This is a genomic window from Demequina pilifera (genome assembly GCF_048814985.1).
Taxonomy (GTDB): Bacteria; Actinomycetota; Actinomycetes; order Actinomycetales; family Demequinaceae; genus Demequina.
Genome location: NZ_JBMDTW010000004.1, coordinates 146,865 through 172,390 on the forward strand (window position 1 = coordinate 146,865; position 25,526 = coordinate 172,390).

Annotated in this window: 27 protein-coding genes; 20 read left to right on the top strand and 7 right to left on the bottom strand. The window is 69.6% G+C overall.

Features of this window, described 5'->3' with window-relative positions; translation table 11 throughout:
• Positions 1 to 136 precede the first annotated feature (136 nt).
• From gap to ACNI14_RS08525, 6 genes are all read left to right on the top strand, one after another.
• Entirely contained in the window at positions 137 to 1,141 is a 1,005-nt protein-coding gene (gap, locus tag ACNI14_RS08500) for a type I glyceraldehyde-3-phosphate dehydrogenase (protein WP_301143594.1), read from the top strand.
• An 81-nt stretch (positions 1,142 to 1,222) separates the two neighbouring features.
• Positions 1,223 to 2,413 carry a phosphoglycerate kinase gene (locus ACNI14_RS08505; protein ID WP_420519565.1) on the top strand — a complete coding sequence of 397 codons (1,191 nt, stop codon included), beginning with the start codon at positions 1,223 to 1,225 and terminating at the stop codon, positions 2,411 to 2,413.
• A gap of 3 nt (positions 2,414 to 2,416) precedes the next feature.
• Positions 2,417 to 3,208 carry a triose-phosphate isomerase gene (gene tpiA / locus ACNI14_RS08510; protein ID WP_420519566.1) on the top strand — a complete coding sequence of 264 codons (792 nt, stop codon included), beginning with the start codon at positions 2,417 to 2,419 and terminating at the stop codon, positions 3,206 to 3,208.
• A gap of 66 nt (positions 3,209 to 3,274) precedes the next feature.
• Entirely contained in the window at positions 3,275 to 3,520 is a 246-nt protein-coding gene (gene secG / locus ACNI14_RS08515; RefSeq protein WP_420519567.1) for a preprotein translocase subunit SecG, read from the top strand.
• A gap of 21 nt (positions 3,521 to 3,541) precedes the next feature.
• Entirely contained in the window at positions 3,542 to 3,907 is a 366-nt protein-coding gene (locus tag ACNI14_RS08520; protein WP_420519568.1) for an RNA polymerase-binding protein RbpA, read from the top strand.
• Positions 3,908 to 4,070: 163 nt separating this feature from the next.
• Positions 4,071 to 4,295 (top strand): Rdx family protein, encoded by a 225-nt coding sequence (locus ACNI14_RS08525; protein ID WP_420519569.1) that lies wholly within the window; start codon positions 4,071 to 4,073, stop codon positions 4,293 to 4,295.
• Between the two features lie 15 nt (positions 4,296 to 4,310).
• Here ACNI14_RS08525 and pgl read toward each other — a convergent pair whose 3' ends face one another.
• The 4 genes from pgl to tkt all read right to left on the bottom strand — a co-directional run bounded on the left by pgl (position 4,311) and on the right by tkt (position 9,601).
• Positions 4,311 to 5,030, bottom strand: a complete 720-nt coding sequence (gene pgl / locus ACNI14_RS08530; RefSeq protein WP_420519570.1) for a 6-phosphogluconolactonase — start codon at positions 5,028 to 5,030, stop codon at positions 4,311 to 4,313.
• The gene (locus ACNI14_RS08535) at positions 5,027 to 5,944 is read right to left on the bottom strand and encodes a glucose-6-phosphate dehydrogenase assembly protein OpcA (protein ID WP_420519571.1); all 918 of its coding nucleotides are present in this window, start codon (positions 5,942 to 5,944) and stop codon (positions 5,027 to 5,029) included. The genes pgl and ACNI14_RS08535 overlap by 4 nt, the downstream gene beginning before the upstream one ends.
• On the bottom strand, positions 5,941 to 7,458 hold the full coding sequence (gene zwf, locus ACNI14_RS08540; RefSeq protein WP_420519572.1) for a glucose-6-phosphate dehydrogenase: 1,518 nt from the start codon (positions 7,456 to 7,458) through the stop codon (positions 5,941 to 5,943). The genes ACNI14_RS08535 and zwf overlap by 4 nt, the downstream gene beginning before the upstream one ends.
• Positions 7,459 to 7,528: 70 nt before the next feature.
• Positions 7,529 to 9,601 (bottom strand): transketolase, encoded by a 2,073-nt coding sequence (tkt, locus tag ACNI14_RS08545; protein WP_420519573.1) that lies wholly within the window; start codon positions 9,599 to 9,601, stop codon positions 7,529 to 7,531.
• A gap of 183 nt (positions 9,602 to 9,784) precedes the next feature.
• Here tkt and ACNI14_RS08550 point away from each other — a divergent pair, with 183 nt between their 5' ends.
• Genes ACNI14_RS08550 through der form a run of 11 tightly spaced genes read left to right on the top strand, consistent with a single transcriptional unit; the run spans position 9,785 to position 19,040 of the window.
• A complete protein-coding gene (locus ACNI14_RS08550) occupies positions 9,785 to 10,750 on the top strand; it encodes a heme o synthase (protein ID WP_420519574.1) in 966 nt (321 codons plus the stop codon).
• A 2-nt stretch (positions 10,751 to 10,752) separates the two neighbouring features.
• Positions 10,753 to 11,673 carry a site-specific tyrosine recombinase XerD gene (locus tag ACNI14_RS08555; RefSeq protein WP_420519575.1) on the top strand — a complete coding sequence of 307 codons (921 nt, stop codon included), beginning with the start codon at positions 10,753 to 10,755 and terminating at the stop codon, positions 11,671 to 11,673.
• 21 nt (positions 11,674 to 11,694) lie between these two features.
• Entirely contained in the window at positions 11,695 to 12,519 is an 825-nt protein-coding gene (locus tag ACNI14_RS08560) for a ParA family protein (protein WP_420519576.1), read from the top strand.
• Positions 12,520 to 12,535: 16 nt separating this feature from the next.
• On the top strand, positions 12,536 to 13,411 hold the full coding sequence (locus tag ACNI14_RS08565; RefSeq protein ID WP_420519577.1) for a segregation and condensation protein A: 876 nt from the start codon (positions 12,536 to 12,538) through the stop codon (positions 13,409 to 13,411).
• Entirely contained in the window at positions 13,408 to 13,953 is a 546-nt protein-coding gene (gene scpB / locus ACNI14_RS08570) for an SMC-Scp complex subunit ScpB (RefSeq protein ID WP_420519578.1), read from the top strand. The genes ACNI14_RS08565 and scpB overlap by 4 nt, the downstream gene beginning before the upstream one ends.
• Positions 13,953 to 14,702, top strand: coding sequence for a pseudouridine synthase (locus tag ACNI14_RS08575; protein WP_420519579.1), 750 nt, complete (start codon positions 13,953 to 13,955; stop codon positions 14,700 to 14,702). The genes scpB and ACNI14_RS08575 overlap by 1 nt, the downstream gene beginning before the upstream one ends.
• 29 nt (positions 14,703 to 14,731) lie before the next feature.
• Positions 14,732 to 15,094 (top strand): chorismate mutase, encoded by a 363-nt coding sequence (gene aroH, locus ACNI14_RS08580; protein WP_420519580.1) that lies wholly within the window; start codon positions 14,732 to 14,734, stop codon positions 15,092 to 15,094.
• Between the two features lie 2 nt (positions 15,095 to 15,096).
• A complete protein-coding gene (locus tag ACNI14_RS08585) occupies positions 15,097 to 16,152 on the top strand; it encodes a prephenate dehydrogenase (RefSeq protein ID WP_420519581.1) in 1,056 nt (351 codons plus the stop codon).
• Positions 16,149 to 16,826, top strand: a complete 678-nt coding sequence (cmk, locus tag ACNI14_RS08590; protein ID WP_420519582.1) for a (d)CMP kinase — start codon at positions 16,149 to 16,151, stop codon at positions 16,824 to 16,826. The genes ACNI14_RS08585 and cmk overlap by 4 nt, the downstream gene beginning before the upstream one ends.
• A gap of 16 nt (positions 16,827 to 16,842) precedes the next feature.
• Entirely contained in the window at positions 16,843 to 17,541 is a 699-nt protein-coding gene (locus ACNI14_RS08595; protein ID WP_420519583.1) for a lysophospholipid acyltransferase family protein, read from the top strand.
• 44 nt (positions 17,542 to 17,585) lie between these two features.
• Positions 17,586 to 19,040, top strand: a complete 1,455-nt coding sequence (der, locus tag ACNI14_RS08600) for a ribosome biogenesis GTPase Der (protein WP_420519854.1) — start codon at positions 17,586 to 17,588, stop codon at positions 19,038 to 19,040.
• Here der and ACNI14_RS08605 read toward each other — a convergent pair.
• On the bottom strand, positions 19,037 to 19,450 hold the full coding sequence (locus tag ACNI14_RS08605; protein ID WP_420519585.1) for a DUF1801 domain-containing protein: 414 nt from the start codon (positions 19,448 to 19,450) through the stop codon (positions 19,037 to 19,039). The two genes, der and ACNI14_RS08605, sit on opposite strands and share 4 nt — an antisense overlap.
• Before the next feature lie 107 nt (positions 19,451 to 19,557).
• Here ACNI14_RS08605 and ACNI14_RS08610 point away from each other — a divergent pair, with 107 nt between their 5' ends.
• On the top strand, positions 19,558 to 20,748 hold the full coding sequence (locus tag ACNI14_RS08610; RefSeq protein WP_420519586.1) for a GGDEF domain-containing protein: 1,191 nt from the start codon (positions 19,558 to 19,560) through the stop codon (positions 20,746 to 20,748).
• Here the strand turns inward: ACNI14_RS08610 and ACNI14_RS08615 are convergent.
• Positions 20,724 to 21,869, bottom strand: coding sequence for an FAD-dependent oxidoreductase (locus ACNI14_RS08615; RefSeq protein ID WP_420519587.1), 1,146 nt, complete (start codon positions 21,867 to 21,869; stop codon positions 20,724 to 20,726). The two genes, ACNI14_RS08610 and ACNI14_RS08615, sit on opposite strands and share 25 nt — an antisense overlap.
• On the bottom strand, positions 21,866 to 22,504 hold the full coding sequence (gene pcp / locus ACNI14_RS08620) for a pyroglutamyl-peptidase I (protein ID WP_420519588.1): 639 nt from the start codon (positions 22,502 to 22,504) through the stop codon (positions 21,866 to 21,868). The genes ACNI14_RS08615 and pcp overlap by 4 nt, the downstream gene beginning before the upstream one ends.
• Before the next feature lie 150 nt (positions 22,505 to 22,654).
• Here pcp and nrdD point away from each other — a divergent pair, with 150 nt between their 5' ends.
• Positions 22,655 to 24,943 (top strand): anaerobic ribonucleoside-triphosphate reductase, encoded by a 2,289-nt coding sequence (nrdD, locus tag ACNI14_RS08625; RefSeq protein WP_420519589.1) that lies wholly within the window; start codon positions 22,655 to 22,657, stop codon positions 24,941 to 24,943.
• A 5-nt stretch (positions 24,944 to 24,948) separates the two neighbouring features.
• On the top strand, positions 24,949 to 25,518 hold the full coding sequence (gene nrdG, locus ACNI14_RS08630) for an anaerobic ribonucleoside-triphosphate reductase activating protein (protein ID WP_420519590.1): 570 nt from the start codon (positions 24,949 to 24,951) through the stop codon (positions 25,516 to 25,518).
• Positions 25,519 to 25,526 lie beyond the last annotated feature (8 nt).

Here is a 25,526-nt window from a genome sequence, read left to right on the forward strand (position 1 = left end):
GCGAGCGCTAGCGTGAAGGTAGTAGGCTGACATCAGTGGCCTGTTCCGAACGGGCTCCCCGCGCACGTCGAGGTGCGCACCTGCATCCATCCACAACCGCGCCGGTCTCGTCCGGCGCAAGTCGAGGAGATCAATAGTGACCATCAAGGTCGGCATCAACGGCTTCGGCCGCATCGGACGCAACTTCTTCCGCGCCGCGCTCGCATCGGGAGCGGACATCGAGGTGGTGGGGATCAACGACCTCACCGACAACGCGACCCTCGCACACCTGCTCAAGTACGACTCCATCCTCGGCCGCCTGGGCAAGGACGTGTCGTTCACCGAGGACAGCATCACGGTCGACGGCCACACCTTCGCCGCCTCGGCCGAGCGCGACCCGGCCAACCTCAAGTGGGCCGACCTCGGCGCTGACGTCGTCATCGAGTCGACCGGCTTCTTCACGGACGCCACCAAGGCGCAGGCGCACATCGACGCCGGCGCGAAGAAGGTCATCATCTCGGCTCCGGCCAAGAACGAGGACGCGACCTTCGTGATGGGCGTGAACCACGAGGACTACGACCCCGCCTCGCACCACATCATCTCGAACGCTTCGTGCACCACGAACTGCCTCGCACCGCTCGCGAAGGCGCTGAACGACGGCATCGGCATCGAGAAGGGCCTGATGACGACGATCCACGCGTACACGGCCGACCAGAATCTGCAGGACGCGCCTCACAAGGACCTGCGCCGTGCCCGCGCCGCCGCACTGAACATCGTGCCGACGTCGACTGGTGCCGCCAAGGCCGTCGCACTCGTGCTGCCGGAGCTCAAGGGCAAGCTGGACGGGTACGCCCTGCGCGTGCCCGTCGCCACCGGTTCCGCGACCGACCTCACCTTCACGGCCTCGCGTGAGACCTCCGTCGAGGAGATCAACGAGATCGTGAAGAAGGCCGCCGATGGCGCCATGAAGGGCTTCCTCGTCTACACCGAGGACCCGATCGTGTCGAAGGACATCGAGACGGACCCGGCCTCGTCCATCTTCGACTCGGGCCTCACCAAGGTGATTGGCGACCAGGTCAAGGTCGTCTCCTGGTACGACAACGAGTGGGGCTACTCGAACCGCCTCGTGGACCTCACGGTCTTCGTCGGCGACAAGCTCTGAACAACCCCGCGACCATGACCACGTCCGCGTACGCACAGCGTGCGCGGACGTCGTCATGTCTGGACCACTAAGGACACTGTGATGAAAACGATCAACAGCCTGGGCGACCTCACCGGCAAGAAGGTGCTGGTCCGCTCCGACCTCAACGTGCCGCTCGACGGCACCACGATCACCGACGACGGCCGCGTGCGCGCGTCGGTGCCCACGATTCAGACGCTCCTCGACGCGGGCGCCGCCGTCATCGTGATGGCGCACCTCGGCCGCCCTGGTGGCGAGCCCAAGCCCGAGTACTCGCTCGCTCCCGCGGCCGCGCGTCTGTCCGAGCTGCTCGGCCAGCCCGTGACCCTCGCGGACGACCTCGTCGGCGAGTCGGCTGCCGCCACCGTGGCGGCACTCGAGCCCGGCCAGGTCGCCATGCTGGAGAACGTGCGTTACGACGCCCGTGAGACGTCGAAGGTCGACGCCGAGCGTGAGGAGCTCGCCACGGCACTCGCCGGACTTGCGGATGCGTTCGTGTCCGACGGGTTCGGCGTCGTCCACCGCAAGCAGGCATCGGTGTACGACATCGCCAAGCAGCTGCCGGCCGCGGCCGGCACTCTCGTCGAGAACGAGGTCGAGTCGTTGTCGCGCGCAACCACGAATCCCGAGCGTCCTTACGTGGTGGTGCTCGGCGGCTCGAAGGTCTCCGACAAGCTGGGCGTCATCGCGAACCTGCTCGGCAAGGCGGACCGGCTGCTGATCGGCGGCGGCATGGTGTTCACGTTCCTGGCGGCCAAGGGCCACTCCGTGGGCAAGTCGCTGCTGGAGGAGGACCAGATCGAGGCCGTCAAGGGCTACCTCAAGACCGCAGAGGAGTCGGGCGTCGAGATCGTGCTGCCCGAGGACATCGAGGTGGCGTCGGCCTTCGCGGCGGACGCCGAGCACAAGAGCGTGCCCGCGGACCAGATCCCCGACGGCTGGATCGGCCTGGACATCGGCCCCCGGGCCTCGGAGGCGTTCTCCGCAAAGATCGCCGACGCCAAGACCATCGTCTGGAACGGCCCCATGGGCGTGTTCGAGTTCGAGGCGTTCGCGGGCGGCACCAAGGCCGTCGCGCAGGCCATGATCGACTCTGACGGCTTCTCCGTCGTTGGCGGCGGTGACTCGGCGGCCGCCGTGCGCCGCCTCGGCTTCGACGAGGACGGCTTCAGCCACATTTCCACGGGCGGCGGCGCGTCGCTCGAACTGCTCGAGGGCAAGGTCCTGCCGGGCCTCGCCGTTCTGGAGGACTGAACCATGGCACGCACCCCGCTGATCGCTGGCAACTGGAAGCTCAACCTCGATCACCTCGAGGCCACGCACACCGTCCAGAAGCTCGCATGGCTGCTTCGTGACGCGAAGCACGACTTCGAAGACGTGGAGGTCGCGGTCCTCGCGTCCTTCACGTCGATTCGCTCCGTGCAGACGCTCGTGGACGCCGACCAGCTCGAGATCAAGTACGGCGCTCAGGACATCTCTCAGCACGCCTCCGGCGCCTACACCGGCGAGGTGGCAGGCTCGCAGCTGGCCAAGCTCGGCGTCTCGTATGTCGCCGTGGGCCACTCCGAGCGCCGCGAGTACCACGGGGAGACCGACGAGATCGTGGCGGCGAAGACCGCCGCGGCCTTCGAGAGCGGCATCGTCCCGATCGTGTGCATGGGCGAGGGACTGGATGTGCGCAAGGACGGCCGTCAGGTCGAGTACACGCTCGCCCAGCTCGACGGCGCGCTCGCCGGACTGCCCGCCGACAAGGCGAAGGACGTCGTCATCGCCTACGAGCCCGTGTGGGCGATCGGCACCGGAGAGGTCGCGACCCCGGCCGACGCACAGGAGGTGTGCGCGGCGATTCGCGGACGGCTCGCGGAACTCTACGACGCGGAACTCGCCGATGGCGTCCGCGTGCTCTACGGTGGGTCGGTGAAGTCGGGATCGATCGCTCAGCTCATGGCCGAGAAGGACGTCGACGGCGGCCTGGTCGGCGGTGCCAGCCTCGATCCTGAGGAGTTCGCGAAGATTGCGCGCTTCCGTTCACACCAAGTGGGCCTGTAACCGGTCCACACCGAGCGAGTCGTCGCGTATCCTGATAGGCGTTCGATTCGGATTTGAAGGAGAGCTGTGGAGATTCTCGAGACCTCGCTGTGGGTGCTGCTGGTGATCACCAGCTTCGTCCTGATCGGCCTGGTGCTGATCCACCGTGGGCGCGGTGGCGGCATCACCGACATGTTCGGCGGCGGGTTCGCCTCGGGCGTGCAGTCCTCGGCGGTCGGCGAGCGCAACCTGTCACGCATCACATGGATCCTTGCGGTCGTGTGGGGCATGATCGTCGTCCTGCTGGGATTGATCACCCGGTTCTCGATCTAACGCCAATTCCGAGGGGGAATCATGGCAGGTGGAAGTGCGATCCGTGGGTCGCGAGTAGGAGCAGGACCACTGGGCGAGGAGGAGCGCGGCGAGTCCGCGCCTCGCCAGATGGTGCAGTACTACTGCGCCCGCGGTCACGTGACCGCGCCCAGTTTTGCGATGGGTGACGAGGGTGAGGCGCCGGAGATTCCGCTCGAGTGGGACTGCCCCAAGTGCGGCTTCCCCGCGGGTCTCGACGCCGAGAACCCTCCCGAGCCGATTCGCAACGAGCCCTTCAAGACGCACCTCGCGTACGTGAAGGAGCGTCGTTCCGAGGAGGAGGGCGAGGCTCTTCTCGCCGAGGCGCTCGACGGCCTGCGTTCCCGTCGTGTGACGGTCGCGGACTGACACCACCCGCGCTGGTCACGTCACCGAGACCGCCCGAGCCCCGTGGGGCCGGGCGGTCTCGTGCTTCCGGGACACGCGCATCGGCCGCGGTCCGAGGTCGCGCCCACAGCGGGTAGCGTCGTCACCAGCAGGCGGAACCGCCGCCATCGAGACGAGGAGAACCATGCAGATCGAGATCGAGTACTGCGTCCCCTGTGGCTACCTGGACCGGGCGATCGACGCCCAGCGGACGCTGCTCAGCACCTTCGGTCAGGGTCTTGACGCTGTCACCCTCAAGACCGGCGAGAAGGGCGTGTTCACGTTCCGCGCGGACGGCGACGTGATCTACTCCAAGCCCGACGCCTACGACATCACCACGATCGTCGAGGCGGTCAAGGCGCGGCTCTGACGCCGCGCGAGGAGCTCAGATGCGGGTGGCTGCGGCCGCATCGATCAGCCACAGCGTGCGCTCCGCGCCGCTGACCGCCGCTCCGGGCAGCTCGGTGTCTCCGTGGACGCAGCGCGCGACGACCTCGGCCTTGGCGGCGCCGGCCGCCACGACCCACACCTCGAGTGCGGCGTTGATCGTCTCGAGGGACAGCGACACCCGGGTGGGCGGCGGCTTGGGGGAGTCGTGCACAGCGATCACGGGTGCACTCGCGTCGCCGTAGCCGGGATGGCCGGGAAACAGCGAGGCCACGTGGCCATCGGGACCGAGACCGAGCATCAGCACATCGAAGGCGGGCGATCCCGCATCGGCGTACTCGCGCGCATAGGCTCGTGCCGCGTCCTCCGCGGACTCGAACTCGCCGGCGGCACCCATCCGGTGGATGTTCTCTTCCGGCAGGGGCAGCGAGGCGAGCAGAGCGGACTGCGCCTGACCTTCGTTGCGGTCAGCGTCGCCGGCCGCAACGAACCGCTCGTCGCCCCACCAGATGTGGACGTCGGTCCAGTCGATGGCGGATGCCAGAGGTGACGATGCAGCGGCCGCCAGGGTCGCGATTCCCACGGTGCCGCCCGTCACGACCACGTCCACGCGGTCGCGGTGGGCGAGGGTGTCGCCGATCTTCAGGAGCACGCGCGCCGCCGTCGCCTGCGCCACCGCATCGGCGTCGGCGTAGACGATGACCTCGCGGGCCGTCACGACTCGCCCCGCAGACGCGCGTACTGGCCGAGCGCCTCTCCATAGACGGGATCGTCGTCGAGTCGGCGCAGCTCCTCCGACAGGCAGTCGCCCAGGGTGCGCGCGGGCAGGGCGATCGTGTGGTCCGGCTGTCCGGGCTGGCTGAGAGTCGCGTTGTGACCGTCCGGACGCTGGATGCTGATGTCGCCCGAGGGGGTCTCGAGGACGATCGACTGAAGGCCGCGCACCTGATCCGAATAGGTGGCCTCGAACTCGCACCCCAGAGCGTGCTGCAGCCAGGCGCCCAGCAGCAGGATCGAAGGACTGCCGGTGTCCCCATGGAGGCGGGCCTTGGTGACCTCGCGGTCACCCACCTGCTCGAGGGCCGCCGCGAGCAGCGCGCGCCAGCGCGTGACTCGCGTCCACGCCAGGTCGGTGTCCCCAGGCTGGTACGCCTCGGCGAGCCTCACCAGCACGTCGCCGGGGTGGTCCTCGCCCTTGGTGTCGGTGATGCGTCGAGCCGCCATGCGGCCGATGCCGGAGCCCGCGGTCTCCTGCGGCACCGCGGCCGGCCACCACGCGACGATGGGCGCGTCAGGCAGCAGCAGGGGAGTCACGAGGGTGTCGGCGTGCGCGACCTGCTCGCCCGAGGGGCGAAGCACCACGACCTCGGAGGCGCCGGCGTCACCGCCCATGCGCAGTTCGGCGTTCAGGCAGTCGTCGCCGCATTCCTCCGGCGACACGACGATGATCCGGCACGGGTGCTCGCGCGAGGCGACGTTCGCAGTCTCGATCGCGGCCTCGACATCGGCCGTGGTCGCGTCGATGACGAGCGTCATGACGCGGCCGAGGGTGATGACGCCAAAGTCCTTGCGCGCCTTCACCAGCTGCTTGTTGATCTCGGACGTCGTGGTCCGCGGCATGTCGATGATCATGGGCGCCTCCAGACGCGGCCATCCTTGGCGAGCATGGCGTCGGCGCTGGCCGGACCCCATGTGCCTGAGCGGTACTGCTGCGGCTGTCCCTGAGTCTCCCAGTGCGAGGTGATGGGGTCCAGCAGCTTCCAGGACAGCGCCACCTCCTCGTGCCGGGGGAACAGCGGCGGGTCTCCCAGGAGCACGTCGAGGATGAGCCGCTCATACGCCTCAGGAGAGGACTCCACGAAGGAGTTGCCGTACGCGAAGTCCATGGTGACGTCGCGCACCTCCATCTGGGTTCCGGGAACCTTGGAGCCGAATCGGAGCGTCACGCCCTCGTCGGGCTGCACCCGGATGACGAGCGCGTTGTTGCCGACCTCGACGCCCTCGATCTCCTGGAAGTACGGGCTCGGCGCCTTCTTGAAGACCAGCGCGATCTCGGTGACGCGCCTGCCCAGGCGCTTGCCCGCGCGCAGATAGAACGGGGTTCCCGCCCAGCGGCGATTGGGAACGTCGAGACGGATCGCCGCATAGGTCTCGGTGATCGATTCGGGGTCGATGCCGTCCTCGTCGAGGTAGCCACCCACCTGCTCGCCGCCACGCCACCCGGCCGAGTACTGGCCGCGTGCGGTGTTGGCGTCCAGGTCCTTGGGGAGCTTGGCCGCCCGCAGCACCTTCTCCTTCTCGTCGCGAAGGTCGTCCGCGTCGAACGTCGCCGGCTCCTCCATCGCGGTGAGCGCGAACAGCTGCAGGAGGTGGTTCTGGATGACGTCCCGCGCCTGGCCGATGCCGTCGTAGTAGCCCGCGCGCGACCCGATGCCGATGTCCTCGGCCATCGTGATCTGCACGTGGTCGATGAACTGGCTGTTCCAGATCGGCTCGAACAGCTGATTCGCGAATCGCAAGGCGAGCAGGTTCTGCACCGTCTCCTTGCCGAGGTAGTGGTCGATGCGGAACACCGAGTCCGGCGGGAACACCTCGGAGACCACGGAGTCGAGCTCGTTGGCGGACTCGAGGTCGTGACCGAAGGGCTTCTCGATGACGACGCGGCGCCACGCCCCATTGCGGGAGTCGGACAGTCCTGAGTCGCGCAGCTGCGTGAGCACCTGGGGGAACGCCGAGGGAGGGATCGACAGGTAGAACGCGTGATTGCCACCCGTGCCGCGGCGCTCGTCGAGCTCCTCGACCGTGCGCCGCAGCTCTTGGAAGGCATCGGGGTCGTCGAACGTCCCCTGCACGAACCGGATGCCCTCGGCGAGCTGCTTCCAGGTCTCGTCGCGGAACGGGGTGCGCGCGTTCTCGCGGACCGAATTGTACACGACCTCTTCGAAGTCCTGTCGCTCCCAGTCGCGTCGAGCGAAGCCGGTGAGGGCGAAGGCGGGGGGCAGCAGACCGCGGTTGGCGAGATCGTAGACGGCGGGCATGAGCTTCTTGCGCGCCAGGTCGCCGGTGACGCCGAACATCACCAGGCCACAGGATCCGGCGATGCGGGGAAGCCTGCGATCCCGGGGATCACGCAGGGGGTTGTTCACGTGGGAGGACCCTTCAGTTCAGTGGTGCGTGGCACGCGAGCGGCGATCGCCGCCCGCGTGCCACCTTCGATCACTTGGCAGCGGCGATCGACTCGCGTGCGTGTGCTGCGACGTTGTCGGCGGTGAAGCCGTACTCCTCGAACAGCAGGTTGGCGTCGGCAGAGGCACCGTAGTGCTCGATCGACACGATGCGGCCGGCGTCGCCCACGAGGTCGTGCCACGGCAGCGCGATGCCGGCCTCGACGGCCACTCGGGCCTTGACGCCGGAGGGGAGGACCGACTCGCGGTAGGCCTCATCCTGGGCGTCGAACCACTCGCGGCACGGCATGGACACCACGCGTGCGTGGATGCCTTCCTTGGCCAGCAGGTCCCTCGCGCCCATGGCGTGCTGAACCTCCGAGCCCGTGCCGATCAGCACCACGTCGGGAGTGCCCTCCGTGTCGGCCAGCACGTAGCCACCCTTGAGGACGCCCTCGGCGCCGCCCAGCTCGTCGCGGTCGAACGTGGGCACGCCCTGACGCGTCAGGATGATGCCGGCAGGGCCCTCGACGCGCTCGAGGATGCCGCGCCACGCATAGGAGGTCTCGTTGGCATCGGCCGGACGCACGACCGCGAGGCCGGGAATCGCCCGCAACGCCGCGAGGTGCTCGATGGGCTGGTGGGTGGGGCCGTCCTCGCCCAGGCCGATGCTGTCGTGCGTCCACACGAAGATGCTCGGCGCCTTCATGAGGGCGCCCAGGCGCACCGCGGGCCGCATGTAGTCGGAGAACGTGAGGAAGGTGCCGCCGTAGGCGCGCGTGGGCCCGTGCAGGGCGATGCCGTTGAGGATCGCGCCCATGGCGTGCTCGCGGATGCCGAAGTGCAGCGTGCGGCCGTAGATGTGACCCGCGAACTTCTCCGTGGAGCGGTGCTCCGGGAGGAAGGACGGCTCGCCGGCCATGGTCGTGTTGTTCGAGCCGGCGAGGTCGGCGGAGCCGCCCCACAGCTCGGGCAGCACGGGTGCGAGGGCGGACAGCACCTCGCCCGAGGCGGCGCGCGTCGCCATCGACTTGCCTGCCTCGAACACGGGCAGGGCGTCGGTCCAGCCCTCGGGCAGCTGCTCGGAGTTGAAACGCTCGAGCAGCGCGGCGTTCTCCGGGTTCTCCGCCTCCCAGCGGGCCAGGTCGGCGTTCCAGTCCGAGTGGGCCTGCTGGCCACGCTCGCGCACCTTCAGCGCGTGCTCGAGCACCTCGGGCTCGACCTCGAAGGTCTTCTCGGGGTCGAAGCCGAGCACCTCCTTGAGGGCCTTGACCTCGTCGCCACCCAGCTTCGAGCCGTGGATGCCGCCCGTGTCCTGCTTGGTGGGCGACGGCCAGCCGATGATGGTGCTGAGCGCGATGAAGGAGGGCTTGCCGGTCTCCGCCTTGGAGGCGGCGAGAGCGTCCGCGAGAGCGTCGATGTCCTCGACGTAATCCTCGCCGGCCTTCTTCCACTGCACGTGGTGCGTGTCCCAGCCGTACGCCGCGTAGCGGGCGATGACGTCCTCGGTGAACGCGACGTCGGTGTCGTCCTCGATCGAGATGTTGTTGTCGTCCCAGATGACGATGAGGCTGCCGAGCTCCTGCGTGCCGGCCAGCGAGGAGGCCTCCGCGGAGACGCCCTCCTGCAGGTCGCCGTCAGAGGCGATGACGTAGACGTGGTGGTCGAACGGGCTCTGGCCCGGAGCGGCGTTCGGGTCGAGCAGACCGCGCTCGCGGCGGGCCGCCATGGCCATGCCGACGGCGGTCGCGAGGCCCTGGCCCAGCGGGCCGGTCGTGGTCTCGACGCCATCCGTGTGGTGGTACTCGGGGTGGCCGGGGGTGCGCGAGCCCCAGGTGCGCAGCGCCTTGATGTCGTCGAGGTTCAGGTCATAGCCGCTCGCGAAGAGCTGCAGGTACTGAGTGAGCGACGAGTGTCCGGCGGACAGCACGAACCGGTCGCGGCCCAGCCAGCGGGAGTCGGACGGGTCGTGGCGCATCACGTTCTGGTAGAGCAGGTACGCGGCCGGGGCCAGCGAAATCGCGGTGCCGGGGTGGCCGTTGCCGACCTTCTCGACGGCATCGGCGGCGAGAACGCGGAGGGTATCGACGGCGCGTCGGTCCGCGTCGGTCCAGTTGACAGTCACAGAGATCTCCCAGAGAGTCGGGTCAAGGTTTCCCCGCCAGCCTAGCGGGCGCACTGCGATTCCGGGCACGCCTGACGCACTTCACGAGCGCGGACGCGAGCGCGTGAGCGGGTGTTCATGCGGCCGTCACTTCGCGCCGGGTGCTGGGGCAGCGCGTACTCGCGCGCGGGTAGGATGGACGCCATGCCCTCAGCCGCCTCTGTGACCGACGAGGTGCCCGCGCCGGCCGTGCCGCGCTGGCTTCTCGCCACGCGACGGATCAAAGCGTACGTGGCGCTGACCAAGCCCCGGATCATCGAACTGCTGCTGGTGACGACCATCCCCACCATGGTCCTCGCGGCGGACGGCTGGCCCTCGTGGTGGCTGGTGCTCGCCACGCTGGTCGGCGGCACCTTGGCCGCCGGCGGAGCGAACGTGTTCAACAGCTACATCGACCGCGACATCGACGCCGTCATGAAGCGCACCCAGAACCGGCCTCTGGTGACCGGGACGGTGAGCCCGCGCGCCGCCCTGGTGTTCGCCTGGGTGCTCAGCTTCGCGTCGACGGCCTGGTTCTACTGGGTCGTGGACTCGCCGCTCGCGACGCTGCTGGCGGTGCTGGCGATCCTCGGCTACGCCGTCGGCTACACGCTGATCCTGAAGCGCCGCACGTCGCAGAACATCGTGTGGGGAGGCCTCGCCGGCTGCATGCCCGTGCTCATCGGCTGGGCGGCGGTCACCGAGTCCCTGTCGTGGACCCCGGTGCTGCTGTTCGCGGTGATCTTCTTCTGGACGCCCCCGCACTACTGGCCGCTGTCGATGCGGTTCCGCCGGGACTATGCCAATGCCGAGGTGCCGATGCTGCCGGTGGTGGCGTCCACGCATCGGGTGGCGATAGAGATGATCGCCTACGCGGTCGCCATGGTCGCGGTGACCCTCGCGCTGGTGCCGGTGGCGGGCATGACGTGGGTCTACGCCGTCATCGCCGCCGGATCCGGCGCGTGGTTCGTGGGCGGGTGCATCCAGCTGTACCGGCGCTCCGAGCGCGGCGAGTCGAAGCTGCGCGAGATGCGCCTGTTTCGCGACTCGATCACGTACCTGAGCCTCGTGTTCGCGGCCGTCCTGGTCGATCCATTCCTCCCCGATGCGCTTCACGTCCTGCAGGGGTGACCATGCTCGCGGACGAGCGTGAGGCATACCTTGCCCACGTCACCGTCGAGCGGGGCCTGAGCGCACACACCGTCGCCGCCTATCGGCGCGACATCGGGCGGTACGCGGAGTTCCTGAGCACCCGCGGCCACACGGGATTGGCCGATGCCACGGGCGCCGACGTCGCCGCGTTCGCCGAGGCGATCGGCACGGGCTCGGACGGCGGCCGCCCCCTCGCCCCAGCATCGGCCTCGCGCACCGTCGTGGCGGTGCGCGGCTGGCACCGGTTCGCCGTCGCCGAAGGCTGGACCCGTGACGACCCGTCACTCGACGTCAAGCCCCGCTCCGTCCCCAAGCGCCTGCCCAAGGCCATCTCCACGGACGACGTGGCGCGGATCCTCGAGCAGGCCGGCGCCGGCGATGGGCTCGCGCCCGTGCGCGACCGAGCGCTGCTCGAGCTCGTGTACGCCTCCGGTGCCCGCATCTCCGAGGCGATCGGCCTGGACGTCGACGACGTCGCGTTGGCGCAGGGGGAGCAGGCGGTGCTGCTGCGCGGCAAGGGCCGCAAGGAGAGGGTGGTGCCCATCGGCGCCTACGCGGCCGATGCGCTCGACGCCTACCTCGTGCGCGCCCGGTCCGCGCTGGCACAGTCCGGTCGCGGCACCGCCGCGCTGTTCCTGAACACGCGGGGCTCGAGGCTGTCGCGACAGAGCGCGTGGGCGATCCTCAAGGTCGCCGCGGAGCGAGCGGGGATCGACGACGTGTCGCCCCACACGCTGCGGCACTCGTTCGCGACGCACCTGCTGTCCGGGGGAGCTGATGTGCGGGTCGTGCAGGAGCTGCTCGGCCACGCCTCGGTCACCACCACGCAGATCTACACGGCCGTCACCCAGGATGCGTTGCGCGAGGTCTATGCCGCGACGCACCCGCGAGCCCGCGGATGAGTCCCGTCCGCGTTCGGTAGTGTGGTCCGCGTGACAGACTTCCCCGAACCGACCCCGCTGCGCGGGCACGGCCCGGCCCGAGTGATCGCCCTGTGCAACCAGAAGGGCGGCGTGGGGAAGACCACGACCACGGTGAACCTGGCCGCGGCCCTGGCCGAGTACGGGCGCAAGGTGCTGGTGGTGGATTTCGACCCGCAGGGCGCCGCCTCTGCCGGTCTAGGAGTGAACCCCAACGAGCTCGACAACACCGTCTACGACCTGCTGATGAACTCCTCGGTGGGGATCGACCAGATCGTCCGCAAGACTCCGGTCGACGGCCTCGACCTGGTGCCCGCCAACATCGACCTGTCGGCGGCGGAGGTGCAGCTCGTGGGTGAGGTGGCACGCGAGTCGACCCTCGCTCGCGGACTGCGTCCCGTCCTCGACGACTATGACGTGGTGCTCATCGACTGCCAGCCCTCACTGGGCCTGCTGACGGTGAATGCCCTGGTCGCCGCCCACGGCGTGATCATTCCGCTCGCGTGCGAGTACTTCGCGATGCGCGGAGTGGCGCTGCTGGTCGAGACCATCGACAAGGTTCAGGACCGGCTCAACCCGCGCCTGACCATCGACTCGATCATCCCCACGATGTACGACGGCCGGACCCTGCACGCCCAGGAGGTCGTGGAACGAGTCCGGGAGCGGTTCGGCGACAAGGTCACCCAGACGATGATCCATCGCACCGTGAAGTTCCCGGACGCGACCGTCGCAGCCGTGCCGATCACCACGTTCGCGCCCAAGCACGCCGGCGCCGAGCAGTACCGCACGCTCGCCCGCGAACTCGTCGCCGGGGGAGTCGCGGCCTGACCGCGACCGCCCGCCCGTGACCGTCCCCGCCGAGGCTCCCGCAGCGGAGCCGCGCCCAGGCTTCTCGGTGCACCTCGACAACTTCGAGGGACCCTTCGACCTGCTGCTGTCGCTGATCTCCAAGCACGACATGGAGATCACTGACGTCGCGCTTGCCCGGGTCACCGACGAGTTCCTCGCGACCATGGCTGAGCACGAGACCGAGTGGGACCTGTCGCAGGCCAGCGAGTTCCTGGTGGTCGCAGCGACGCTGCTCGACCTCAAGGCGGCGCGCCTGCTGCCCCAGGGGCAGGTCGAGGACGCCGAGGACCTCGAGCTCCTCGAGGCCCGCGACCTGCTGTTCGCCAGGCTGCTGCAATACCGTGCGTTCAAACAGGTGGCCGGCACGTTCGGGCAGTTGATGCTGGCTCCGCGACGGCTGCCTCGTGATGTCGCGCTCGAGCCGCACTTCGCGATGCTGCTGCCCGAGCTGGTGTGGTCCGTCACTCCCGACGACCTCGCACGCCTCGCGGCGCACGCGCTGCAGCCCAAGCCGGAGCAGGCGGGGGTCAGCATCGGCCACCTGCATGCGCCCGCGGTGAGCGTGCGTGAGCAGGCGGCCCTCCTGTCCAGCAGGCTCCAGCGCGAGCACGTGGTGACGTTCCGGGCGCTCGTGAGGGACGCGGAGCACGTCAACGTGGTCGTGGCCCGGTTCCTCGCCCTTCTCGAGCTCTTCAAGGAGGCCGTGGTGGCCTTCGAGCAGATGAGATCGCTGGGCGAGCTCACCGTCCGCTGGACGGGCGGGGAGGGCGAGGTCGAGATCGCAGTCTCGGACGAGTTCGACGAAGGCGCGCACAATGGAGAGACCGGTGCAGATGACACGACCACAGAGCCAAGGGACGCGAACGCATGACTGACGTGCACACGAGGGGCGCACTCGAGGCGATCCTCATGGTGGTCGACGAGCCCGTGGGCGCCGCCGATCTCGCCGCCGCGGTCGACGTGCCGCTCGACCAGGTGGTGGCTGTTCTTCACGCCCTGCGCGACGAGTACGCCGACCCCGACGCGCCGCGCGGCTTCGAGCTGCGCGAGGTCGACGGTCGTTGGCGAATCTATTCGTCCCGGCTGTACGCCGATGCGGTGGGCACCTTCATCGTCGAGGGCCAGTCCGCGCGGCTGTCTCAGGCGGCGCTCGAGACCCTCGCCGTGGTCGCCTACCGGCAGCCCGTCACCCGGGGACAGATCTCCCAGGTGCGCGGCGTGAGCGTGGACTCCGTGATGAAGACCCTGAGCGCACGCTCACTCGTGACCGAGGTGGGCGAGGTGGGCGGCGCCGTGCAGTACGGCACCACCACCGAGTTCCTGGAGCGGCTGGGGCTGTCATCGCTCGACGACCTGCCGGAGCTCGCTCCGTACCTGCCCGATCTGGCCGATATCGATGGGGAGGGCCGCTGATGGATGAGCTCGAGGTCCACAGGCCGGAAGGCATCCGACTGCAGAAGGTGCTGGCCTCCGCAGGGGTCGGATCCCGGCGCAAGTGCGAGATCCTGATCGAACGCGGCCTGGTCAAGGTCAACGGCGAGGTGGTCGACCAGCTGGGCGTTCGCGTGAACCCCGACGAGGTGACCATCGAGGTGAAGGGCCAGCGCATCAGCGTGGACGACTCCAAGGTCGTCGTGGTGCTCAACAAGCCCGCCGGCGTGGTGTCGACCATGAGCGACCCGCAGGGGCGGCGCTCTCTCGACGAGTTCGTCGCGGAGTTCGACGAGCGCCTCTTCCACGTCGGCAGGCTCGACGCCGAGACCACCGGCGTCCTGTTGCTCACCAACGACGGGGAGCTGGCGAACAGGCTCGCACACCCGTCGCACGGCGTGCCCAAGGTCTACGTGGCGAAGGTCGAGGGGCGCGTCGCGAAGTCGCTGTGCACCGTGCTGCGCGCGGGGGTCGATCTCGACGACGGCCCCGTGCGCGTGAGCGCCTGCACGATCCTCGACGCGCACGACGGCGAGTCGCTGGTCAAGGTGGAGCTGCACGAGGGCCGCAACCGAATCGTCCGCCGGATGCTCGACAAGGCCGGCCACCCCGTGATCGACCTCGTGCGCACCGACTTCGGCCCCATCGCGTTGGGGACCTTGCAACCCGGTCAGGTGCGCCGCCTGGGCCGCGAAGAGGTCGGCGCGCTGATGAAGGTCGCTGGGCTCTGACCCCTGGCCGCACCGATACGATGATGACCATGTCCCTGAAAGCCATCCGCGGAGCGACCACGCTCGAGCGCGACGAGCGCGAGCACCTGCACGAGCGCACGCAGGAGCTGATCGAGGCCGTCGTGTCCGCCAACACCCTGGAGACCGACGACATCGTGTCCGTCATCTTCACGTGCACGCCCGACATCGTCAGCGACTTCCCTGCGGCAGCCGCACGCGAGTTGGGCTTCGGGGCGGTGCCCCTGATGTGCGCGCAGGAGATGGCCGTGCCCGGCGCGCTGCCGCTCGTCGTGAGGGTGATGATCCACGCCGAGACCGTGCGCACCCGCGAGGAGATCACCCACGTGTACCTCCACGATGCGGTGACGCTGCGGCGCGACCTGGCCCAGTAGACGTGGAGGCCGCGCAGCCGCGCACCCACGTCATCGGCGCGGGACTCATCGGCGCATCGATCGGCATCGGGCTCAGCACCGAGGGCTGGACCGTCACGATCGAGGACGCCGACCCGGATGCCGAGACCCTGGCGCACGCGATCGGCGCCGGCTTGGCTCTGCGCGACGCCTCGCCCGAACTGGTGATCGTGGCGGTGCCCCCGGCGCTTGCCGCCGGCATCGTCGCCGAGGCGTTGGATCGCTGGCCGCACGCGGTGGTGACCGACGTCGCGAGCGTCAAGGCACCGATCGCGCAGGCGGCGCACGCGACCGGCCACGCGGATCGCTACGTGGGCTCGCACCCCATGGCGGGACGCGAGATCTCGGGCGCCATCGCCGCCCAGGGCGACCTGTTCAAGGCCCGCCCCTGGGTGCTGTGCCCGAACGGGGCCACCGCTCACGCCGTCGACCTGGTGGCACGCGTGCCGCGCGCGCTGCAGTGCGACCTGGTCACCATGGACGCCACCGCTCACGACGAGGCGGTCGCGCGTGTCTCGCACGCCCCGCAGGTCGCGGCCTCCGCAGTCGCGGCCGCGCTCGGCACCCTCGGCCCCGACGACGTGGCCCTCGCAGGCCAGGGCCTGCGCGACGTGACGCGCATCGCCGCCTCCGACCCTCGCATGTGGGCGGACATCGCACGACTGAACCGTCACGCCCTCATCGCCACGATCACGCACATCATCGGGGACCTCGAGGACGTGCGTGACTCCGACGACGTGGGAGAGGCGCTGACCGACCTCATCGAGCGCGGTCGCGTCGAGGTCGCGCGGATCCCCGGCAAGCACGGCGGCGTCAAGCGCGAGTGGGTGCCGGTGACCGTGATCGTTCCTGACCGCCCCGGGCAGCTGCTGCGGCTGCTGTCCGACGTGGAGTCGGTGGGAGTCAACGTCGAGGACATCACCATCGAGCACTCGCCGCGCCAGCCCGTGGGACTCACCACGCTGCATGTCCTGCCCGCGCGCGCGGAGGAGCTGTCGCTCGCGCTCATCGCACACGATTGGGAGATCGCCGCCTCATGACCGGAATTGTCATCGCCATCGACGGGCCCGCGGGCACCGGCAAGTCGACCGTGTCGCGCGAGGTCGCCACCCGGCTGGGGCTCGCGTACTTCGACACGGGTGCGACGTACCGCGTCGCGACCCTCGCGTGTCTGACGGAGGGGGTGGACTTCGCCGTGACCAGCGACGTCGCGGCGATCGTGGCGACGATGAACGTCGAGCTCGTTCTCGACCCCCGCAACCCCCGAGTGATGCTCGACGGCGAGGATGTGTCCCGCCAGATCCGCACCGACACGGTGGCGCTCACGGTGTCGAAGGTGGCGACCAACCTCGAGGCTCGGCCGATCCTGCAGGAGATGCAGCGGGAGGTCATTCGCATGGAGCGTGACGGCGGCATGTCGAAGGGCCGGGGAGTGTGCGTGGAGGGCCGCGACATCACCACCGTGATCGCCCCCGAGGCGGAGGTGCGCGTGCTGATGACCGCCGACGACGAGGTTCGCGTGGCGCGCCGCTCAGACGAGGGCGCGGACCTCGCGACGGTTCGCGAGGCGGTGCTCGGGCGCGATCGGCGCGACTCCGCCGTGGTCAGCTTTCATGAGGCCACCGACGGGGTCCACACGCTTGACACCACCCATCTGACCATCGAGGAGGCCGTGCGAGCCGTCATGGGCCTCGCACACGAGGCGGCGCTGTGATGCCGGACGCGTCGCCGTGAGCGATACGACAGTCCCGCCCGCCTGGGGTCCGCGCTGGTCCCGGTGGGTCGGCCGTGCTCTCGCGCGCGGTCTGTGGGCGACAGAGGTGCGCGGCCGCTCTCACGTGCCTCGCAGCGGCGCGGCGATCGTGGTCGCGAATCACACCGGTTTCATCGACGGGCCCGTCCTGCACGGCGTCATCCCCCGGCCATCGCACTTCCTCATCGGATCGCACATGTTCCGTGGCGCGCTTGGCCCCATCCTCGGTGCCGCGGGCCAGATACGGGTCGAGGGATCGGGTCGCACGGCGCTCGCCCACGGGCTCGGTGTGCTCCGCAGGGGAGGGGTCGTGGGCATGTTCCCGGAGGGCACGCGCGGCGCGGGGACGGCCGATGCGGTCCACGGCGGGGCGGCATGGCTCGCCCTCCAGTCCGGGGCGCCGATCGTCCCCACGGCCCTGATCGGCACCCGCCTCACGGGGGAGCCGGTGAGCGTGTGGCCGCGACCGCGCCGGCACATTCTGGCCGCGTTCGGTGCCCCCGTCACGGTGGAGCCTCCCTCCGAACTGAAGGGCCGGCGCCGTCAGGAATGGGCGCAGCAGGCGGTGGCCGCCGCCCTGCGATCACAGGTCGAGGCAGCACTGGCCGACACCGACCTCCGCCTCCCGGGGGATGATGGGGGCCGGGACACCGCAAGCATCGAGGAGAACGCATGAGCGACGAACAGGACTATCCGGGGCTGGGAGAGGTTCCGCCGCCGATGCCCGTGGCATCGGATCCGGAAGAGAGCCTGGACGAGGTCCGCGAGGCGGCGCTGCGCGCCGGACTCGAGGAGTACGAGCTCAGCCCGGAGGATCTGGCCGCGCTGGAGGGCGACGAGGAACAGCTCACCGAACGGGCGCTGCCGACGCTGGCCGTCATCGGCCGCCCGAACGTGGGCAAGTCCACCCTGGTGAACCGCATCCTGGGCAAGCGGCTGGCCGTGGTCGAGGACAAGCCTGGCGTCACCCGCGATCGCGTGCTGTATCCCGCGGAGTGGGCGGGCACGGACTTCATGCTGATGGACACCGGTGGCTGGGAGGCCAAGGTGACGGGCCTGGACCTGTCGGTGGCGCATCAGGCCGAGGTCGCGGTGGAGATGGCCGATGCCGTCGTGTTCGTGGTCGACTCGAAGGTGGGACCCACGGCCTCCGACGAGAAGGTCGTGAAGCTGCTGCGCCGGTCCGGCAAGCCGGTGGTGCTGGCCGCCAACAAGGTCGACGGCCCGCAGGGAGAGCTCGAGGCGGCCTCGCTGTGGAGCCTGGGACTGGGAGAGCCGTACCCGGTGAGCGCCCTGCACGGTCGCGGCACCGGCGACCTCCTCGACGCGGCCGTCGCCGCCCTCCCCACAGAGATGCCGCAGGTGGACATCGATCCCGACGCCCCGCGCCGCATCGCGCTGGTGGGGCGCCCGAACGTGGGCAAGAGCTCGCTGCTGAACCAGTTGGCAGGGGAGAACCGCGTGGTCGTCGACGAGGTCGCCGGCACCACTCGCGACCCGGTGGACGAGCGCGTCGAGATCGCGGGCCGATCGTGGACTCTGGTGGACACCGCAGGCATCCGGCGGCGCGTGCACATGAGCAAGGGCGCGGACTTCTACGCGTCGCTGCGCACCGCCACGGCGATCGAGCGTGCCGAGGTCGTGCTGGTGCTGCTGGACGCGTCCGTGCCGCTGACGGACCAGGACAGCCGGGTCATCGGCCAGGTGCTCGACTCGGGTCGTGCGCTCGTGCTGGTCTTCAACAAGTGGGACCTCGTGGGCGAGGACGAGCGGTTCCTGCTCGAGCGATCCATCGAACAGGACCTCGTGCAACTGTCGTGGGCCCCGCGAGTGAACCTCTCGGCGAAGACCGCGTGGCACACCAATCGCCTCGTCCCCGCGATCGACCTGGCGCTGTCGAGCTGGGATCAGCGGGTCTCGACCGGCAAGCTCAACTCGTTCCTCGGCGAACTGGTCGCCGAGCACCCTCACCCGGTGCGCTCGGGCAAGCAGCCCAAGATCCTGTTCGCCACTCAGGCCTCGAACCGTCCGCCACGGTTCGTGATCTTCGCCTCCGGCTTCCTGGACCCCACGTACCGGCGCTTCATCGAGCGCCGTCTGCGCGAGAACTTCGGGTTCGAGGGGTCCCCCATCCAGATCTCGGTGCGGGTGCGGGAGAAGCGCAAGCGTCGCTAGTCCGCCGCGACCTGCTCTCCGTACGCGAGGCGGATGAGGTCGCGCAGGACGTCCTCGTCGACGGAGTCCAGGCGCTTGATATAGACGCAGCCCACACCCTCCGTGTGCGGTCCGAGGCGCTCGAGGACGGCCGCCGACTCGGGCCGATCCTTGAGTCCGTAGAGGGACAGCTGGGCCTTGCGTGGCGAGAAGCCCACGCGCATCCAGTCGCCCTCATGTCCGCTCGCGTACGTGTAGTGCACGGTTCCGAATCCCACGATGCTGCGTCCCCACATGGTGGCGGCGTCGCCCGTGACCTCCGACATCAGCGCGAGCAGCCGGAACCCGTCCGCTCGGCGCACCGCGGGCTCGACGCCCTCGAGGAACTCCTCGACGGGCTGGTCGGTGGGCTGCGTCACGTTCTGAGCCATGTGCCGAGACTATGGCCGAGGACGGCCCCACGCCAGGGGTGATGCCGTCGGGTGAACTACGTCACCAGGTGTTCCCGCGAACACTTACGGAACGGTAAGTTAAGCGAGTGCTAGACGATGAGACGATGCGGATCGCCCTGGGCGGCGTGTCGTTGACCGTGCTGGTCCTGTTCTACCTGGGCGTCTACCGCCCCACGCGATCGAGTTTCTCCGGCTGGTGGTCCGTGTCGCTGCTGTGCGCCGGCTCGTCCACGTCGCTGCTGCTGTTCAACGGCACCGGCCTTCAGGTGCTGGCGAATCCCGGGTCGACCGCGCTGTCCGCGATCGGCGTGACCTGCGTGTGGTTCGCCACCCGTTCACTGCGCCGCGGCCGCGCGCTGCCCCTGTGGCTCCTGGCCGTCGCGCCCGCCGTGATCCTGGTGCCCACGCTCCTTCAGAACCCCGCGGAGAACGTCTGGGCCGGCAACGGACTGCTGTTCAGCTACATGGGCATGATGTTCGTGGTCGCCGCGACAGAGGTGTGGCTCGCGTGGCGCGCGCGGGCGTCGCGATCGGCCTACGAGCTGAACGGAGAGGCGGTCGTGGCGCTCCTCGTCAGCGCGATCGCGTCGAGCGCACTCGGCGCGTTCTACGTGCTGCGTGCGGTGCTGTACTACGCGGTCGGTCCGGAGGACGGGCTGTTCGAGCTGATCGCGGGGACGGCACCGACCACCGGCATCCTGCTCGTGTGCCTGGTGGCAGTCACCTTCAGCGTCTCGGCCGTCGGCTGGGACCAGCAGACTCAGGCACTGCGCCGGCGCGCCATGGAGGACGACCTCACCGGGCTGCTCGGCCGCACCGAGTTCAGGCTCCGCGCGGAGCACGCGCTGTCCGCCGCCGCGCGATCCGGAGTCAGCGCCTACCTTGCCGTCGCGGACCTGGATCACTTCAAGGTGGTCAACGACGTCCACGGTCACGCCGCGGGGGACCGTGCGCTGGTCGAGTTCGCGCAGACGGTCAGGGACACGATCCGTCCCGACGAGATCGCCGGCCGCCTGGGCGGGGAGGAGTTCGGGCTGGTGCTGATCGGCGAGGACGCGCAGGGTGCGGCGGCCCGGCTGGATGCCATGAGCGAGGCCTTCGCGGCGCGGTCGAGCTCGTTCGATTTCGACCTGCCCACGGTGAGCTATGGCCTCGCGGGCCTGGAGCACGGGAGCATGCCGACCGACGTGTACGAGCGTGCGGATCTCGCCCTGTACCGCGCGAAGGACGCGGGCCGCAACCAGGTGGTCGCCTACCGGGGCGAGGCTGACGAGTAGTCCGCCGGCACGCGCCTGGGCTGGGTCGGCGGCCACCTGCCGTCGTCCAGGTACGCGGACACGTCCCTGGCGATCCGCCGCGCGCCGCGATTGGCGCTGACCGTCGAGGCCTGAGGTCCGTACCCCGCGAGGAACAGTCCCGGGACGCGAACCGCGTGGCCCTGTTCGACCTCCACTCCTGCTCTCGCATCCACCCCCAGCGGGGCGAACGGAGACAGCTCGGCACGAAAGCCGATCGCCCAGATGATCGCGTCCACCGGCAGCGTGCGCCCATCCTGCTCGACCACGCCGTCGGAGACCGCTCTCACGAACATCGGCCGCCTCTCGAGAAGTCCTCGCTCGCGCAGCCGTCGGATGCGCGGCGCGAGCGGGATGCCGGTCGTGGACACGATGCTCGGCAGTTCGCGCCCTTCGCGGGCCGCGTCGTCCTGCAGCCGCACCGACTCGCGCCCGAGGTCCTCGCCCAACGTGGCCGAGGCCTCCAGGAAGCGCACGGGTCGGCGCGTGAACCAGAAGGTCTCGGCCCCCGCATCGGCGAGCTCCCGGACGAAGCCGATCGCTGAGGTGCCGCCGCCGACGACCGCGACCCTGAGCCCCGCGAAGTCTTGGGCTGAGCGATACTCGGCGGTCGTGATCTGAGTGCCGCGGAACAGGTCCGTGCCGGGAACGGCGGGTTCGCGCGGGGATCCCCACGTCCCCACGGCGGCGACGACCACCGGCGCGACGAGCGGGGCGTCGAGCCCGGCGCCGGAGACGCGCAGCCGGCCGTCCGACTGCCGCGTGACCCGCTCGACATCCACCGGACGGTGCACCGTGATGCCGAAGTGGCTCTCGTACCTGCGGTAGTAGTCCGCGACCACGTCTCGCGCGGGCACGTCTCCCGGGGCAGTCGCGAAGCTGATGCCGGCCTGATCCATCCCGGGAAGGTCGTGCACCCGATGGGCGTCACCGAGCCGCAGCGCCTCCCATCGGTGCTGCCACGCACCCCCGGTGACCGGGCCCCGGTCGACGATCGTCACCGCACCAGGCGTCTCGAGTCCGCGGCGTTGCAGGTGATACGCGACGGACAGGCCCGCCTGTCCCGCGCCGATCACCACCACGTCGCTGCTCGTGGCCGTCAATGGAGCGTGCCCCCGGGGATCACCGCATCGGCCGTGCGTGACAACGCGGTCTCGACGGCGACTCGCACCCCCGCGGTGATGGCGGACTGCTCGAGCGTGGCGCCGCCGAACCCCGCCCGCATCTGCGGCGTGGCCGGGACGTGGATGAAGCCGCCCCGCGCATCGGACCGCTGCAGGGCGTGCTGAAGTCGGAAGAACACGTGATTGCACACGTAGGTGCCCGCGCTGTGGGACAACTCGCTGGGGATGCCCGCCTCGCGCACGGCGCGCACGATCGCCTTGACCGGCAGCGTCGAGAACAGGCCGTCGGGTGCTCCCTCGACGATGGGGACGTCCACCGGCTGAGCACCTGTGTTGTCGGGGATCCGGGCGTCGGCGATGTTGATCGCGATGCGCTCGGGAGTGATGGCCGTGCGCCCTTCGGCCACTCCCAGCGCGATCACGATGTCGGGGCGATGCCGGACGAGAGCGGCGGCCAACGCGTCCCCGGCTCCGGCGAAGGCCACGGGAAGCCGCTCGGCGACGACCGTCGCCTCGCCCGGCCAGCGGTTGGCGACGTCTCGCGCCGCCTCCGACGACGGGTTGACGGCGGCGTCGGCGAAGGGCTCGAAGCCGGTGACCAGGACTGTCGGCATGGCACCAGCCTAGGCGTGTCGGTGCCGGTCCTGAACGCGAGTCGGGACCTAGGGCCTAGGGCACCGGGAACACGAGATCTAGTGTGGCGAGATCGACCGGACCACAAGATGTAGTGGTAGGTGAAGAGCGGACACATGATGGAGACCCACATGAGCATCATCGAGAACGACCGGATGGTCGCCACCGCGGCACAGACGGAGGCCGCCACGCCCACACTCGAGGTCGTCAAGCGCGACGGGCGCACGCTGCCCTTCGACGAGCGCCGCATCGGCGTCGCGCTGACCAAGGCCTTCGCGGCCGTGCACGGCGATGTGACGCCGGGGCACGAGCGCGCCATCGACTCTCTCGTGGGCCGCATCGTCGCGGAGCTCGCGCGCCGCCACGATCCGCGCGTCAAGATCTATGAGATCCAGGCCGTCGTCGAGCACGAGCTGCTCGATGCGGGCGAGCGGGCCGTCGCCCGCGCCTACATCGACTACCGGGTGGAGAGGGACCTGGCGCGGTCGGAGTCGACGGATCTCAACCACTCGATCGGCCGCCTGCTGGGCAAGGAGTCGTCGGTGGTGCACGAGAACGCGAACAAGGACGCCGACGTCTACAACACGCAGCGCGACCTCACCGCCGGGATGGTCGGCAAGGCCGTGGGGCTGCGCATGCTCCCGCCGCACGTGGCGAATGCCCACCAGAAGGGCGACATCCACTACCACGACCTCGATTACCACCCGTATTCGCCGATGACCAACTGCTGCCTGATCGACTTCCACGGCATGCTGTCCACCGGCTTCCGGATCGGCAACGCGCAGGTCGACCCGCCTCGCTCGATCCAGACCGCGACGGCGCAGATCTCGCAGATCATCGCGAACGTGTCCTCCAGCCAGTACGGCGGGTGCACGGTGGACAGGATCGACGAGCTGCTGGCGCCCTACGCCGCGCTGAACCGCGCCAAGCACGACGCCGATGCGCAGCGGTGGATCGCGGACCCGCAGGCACGCGACGAGTACGCGCAGGAGAAGACGCGCAAGGACATCTACGACGCGATGCAGAGCCTCGAGTACGAGATCAACACGCTCTTCACGTCCAACGGCCAGACACCGTTCACGTCCGTGGGGTTCGGCCTGGGCACCGGCTGGCACGAGCGCGAGATCCAGCGGGCGATCCTCGAGATCCGGATCCGGGGCCTGGGCCGCGAGCAGCGCACCGCGATCTTCCCCAAGCTGCTGTTCACCGTCAAGCGCGGCCTGAACCTGGCGGAGGGGGACCGCAATTACGACATCAAGCAGCTGGCGGTGGAGTGCGCCACCAAGCGGATGTACCCCGACATGCTGAGCTACGACAAGATCGTGGAGCTCACGGGCTCGTTCAAGGCGCCCATGGGGTGCCGGTCGTTCCTGCAGGGGTGGACCGACGAGGACGGCAACGACACGGTGGACGGGCGCATGAACCTCGGCGTGGTCACGCTGAACCTGCCGCGCATCGCGCTCGAGTCGGAGGGCGATCAGGACAAGTTCTGGCGCCTGCTCGACGAGCGCCTCGAGACCGTGGGCGACGCGCTGATGTATCGCATCGCGCGGTGCAAGGAGGCCGTGCCCGGCAACGCGCCGATCCTGTACGTGCACGGCGCCTTCGGCAAGCGGCTGGGCGCCGACGACGAGGTGGATTCGCTGTTCCGCGACGGTCGCGCGACGGTGTCGCTCGGGTACATCGGGCTGTACGAGGTGGCGACGGCGTTCTACGGCGGGCAGTGGGAGGCAGACCCCGAGGCCAAGCAGCTCACGCTCGCGGTGCTGCGCCGGCTCGGGGAGCGGGCCGCGGCGTGGAAGGCCGAGTCCGGATACCACGTGAGCGTGTACTCGACGCCGTCCGAGAGCCTCACGGACCGGTTCTGCCGGCTCGACAAGGAGCGGTTCGGGTCCGTGCAGGACATCACCGACAAGGACTACTACACCAACTCGTTCCACTACGACGTGCGCAAGAGCCCCACCCCGTTCCAGAAGCTGGACTTCGAGGCCGAGTACGCGCCGCTCACGTCGGGCGGGTTCATTCACTATTGCGAGTACCCCGTGCTCCAGCAGAACCCGCGCGCGCTGGAGGCCGTGTGGGACTACGCCTACGACCGCATCGGCTATCTGGGGACGAACACGCCGATCGACCGCTGCTACGAGTGCGGTTACGCGGGCGACTTCGAGCCCACGGCGACCGGATTCGAGTGCCCGTCCTGCGGCAATGACGATCCCCGCCTGTGCGACGTCGTCAAGCGCACGTGCGGCTATCTGGGCAACCCCCAGCAGCGGCCGATGGTGCACGGCAGGCACGAGGAGATCGCGGCGCGCGTGAAGCACCTGCCGGGCGACACGCGGGTGGCGCCGGCGCTGGTGGATCGGATGGTCAGCCCCGAGCGCACTGTCGGTCCCGAGTCCGCGACGGCGCCCGAGGGCTGAGCCGCATGCACCGCGCACCGATCCCGCGCACGTGGGTCGCCTCCAAGGTGAGCCACGACTACGTGGCCGACTACAAGCCGTTCCAGTTCGTGGACGGCGAGGGGGTGCGGTGCAGCCTGTACGTGGCCGGATGCCTCTTCAAGTGCGACGGCTGCTTCAACGAGGCGGCGTGGAGCTTCCGCCGCGGCGAGCCGTATTCGCGTTCGCTCGAGGACCGCATCCTCGCCGATCTCGCTCATCCCGCCGTTCAGGGGATCTCCCTCCTCGGCGGCGAGCCGTTCCTCAACACTGCGGTGTGCCTGGCGGTGGTGGGCCGCATGCGCACCGAGCTCCCGTCCAAGGACGTGTGGGCCTGGTCCGGTTACACGATCGAGCAGCTGCTGGCCGACAGTCCCGACAAGCGCGAACTGCTCGCGCACGTGGACGTGCTCGTGGACGGTCCATACGATCACGCTCGGCGCGACCTGTCACTGTCCTTCCGCGGCTCCGCGAACCAGCGCGTGCTCGATGCGCGCGCCTCGGTGGCCGAGGGCCGCGCGGTGCCGTGGGCGGCTGCGGACGCGGCTTCTCGCTAGTCGCGGCC

Excerpts from the sequence above, each read along its gene's own strand:
- ACNI14_RS08535 (WP_420519571.1), bottom strand. The coding sequence starts at position 5,944 with ATGATCATCGACATGCCGCGGACCACGACGTCCGAGATCAACAAGCAG.
- ACNI14_RS08550 (WP_420519574.1), top strand. The coding sequence starts at position 9,785 with ATGCCCTCAGCCGCCTCTGTGACCGACGAGGTGCCCGCGCCGGCCGTG.
- nrdD (WP_420519589.1), top strand. The coding sequence starts at position 22,655 with ATGAGCATCATCGAGAACGACCGGATGGTCGCCACCGCGGCACAGACG.
- ACNI14_RS08525 (WP_420519569.1), top strand. The coding sequence starts at position 4,071 with ATGCAGATCGAGATCGAGTACTGCGTCCCCTGTGGCTACCTGGACCGG.
- nrdG (WP_420519590.1), top strand. The coding sequence starts at position 24,949 with ATGCACCGCGCACCGATCCCGCGCACGTGGGTCGCCTCCAAGGTGAGC.
- scpB (WP_420519578.1), top strand. The coding sequence starts at position 13,408 with ATGACTGACGTGCACACGAGGGGCGCACTCGAGGCGATCCTCATGGTG.
- aroH (WP_420519580.1), top strand. The coding sequence starts at position 14,732 with ATGTCCCTGAAAGCCATCCGCGGAGCGACCACGCTCGAGCGCGACGAG.
- cmk (WP_420519582.1), top strand. The coding sequence starts at position 16,149 with ATGACCGGAATTGTCATCGCCATCGACGGGCCCGCGGGCACCGGCAAG.
- tpiA (WP_420519566.1), top strand. The coding sequence starts at position 2,417 with ATGGCACGCACCCCGCTGATCGCTGGCAACTGGAAGCTCAACCTCGAT.
- pcp (WP_420519588.1), bottom strand. The coding sequence starts at position 22,504 with ATGCCGACAGTCCTGGTCACCGGCTTCGAGCCCTTCGCCGACGCCGCC.
- ACNI14_RS08555 (WP_420519575.1), top strand. The coding sequence starts at position 10,753 with ATGCTCGCGGACGAGCGTGAGGCATACCTTGCCCACGTCACCGTCGAG.
- ACNI14_RS08505 (WP_420519565.1), top strand. The coding sequence starts at position 1,223 with ATGAAAACGATCAACAGCCTGGGCGACCTCACCGGCAAGAAGGTGCTG.
- ACNI14_RS08520 (WP_420519568.1), top strand. The coding sequence starts at position 3,542 with ATGGCAGGTGGAAGTGCGATCCGTGGGTCGCGAGTAGGAGCAGGACCA.
- der (WP_420519854.1), top strand. The coding sequence starts at position 17,586 with ATGCCCGTGGCATCGGATCCGGAAGAGAGCCTGGACGAGGTCCGCGAG.
- ACNI14_RS08605 (WP_420519585.1), bottom strand. The coding sequence starts at position 19,450 with ATGGCTCAGAACGTGACGCAGCCCACCGACCAGCCCGTCGAGGAGTTC.
- ACNI14_RS08575 (WP_420519579.1), top strand. The coding sequence starts at position 13,953 with ATGGATGAGCTCGAGGTCCACAGGCCGGAAGGCATCCGACTGCAGAAG.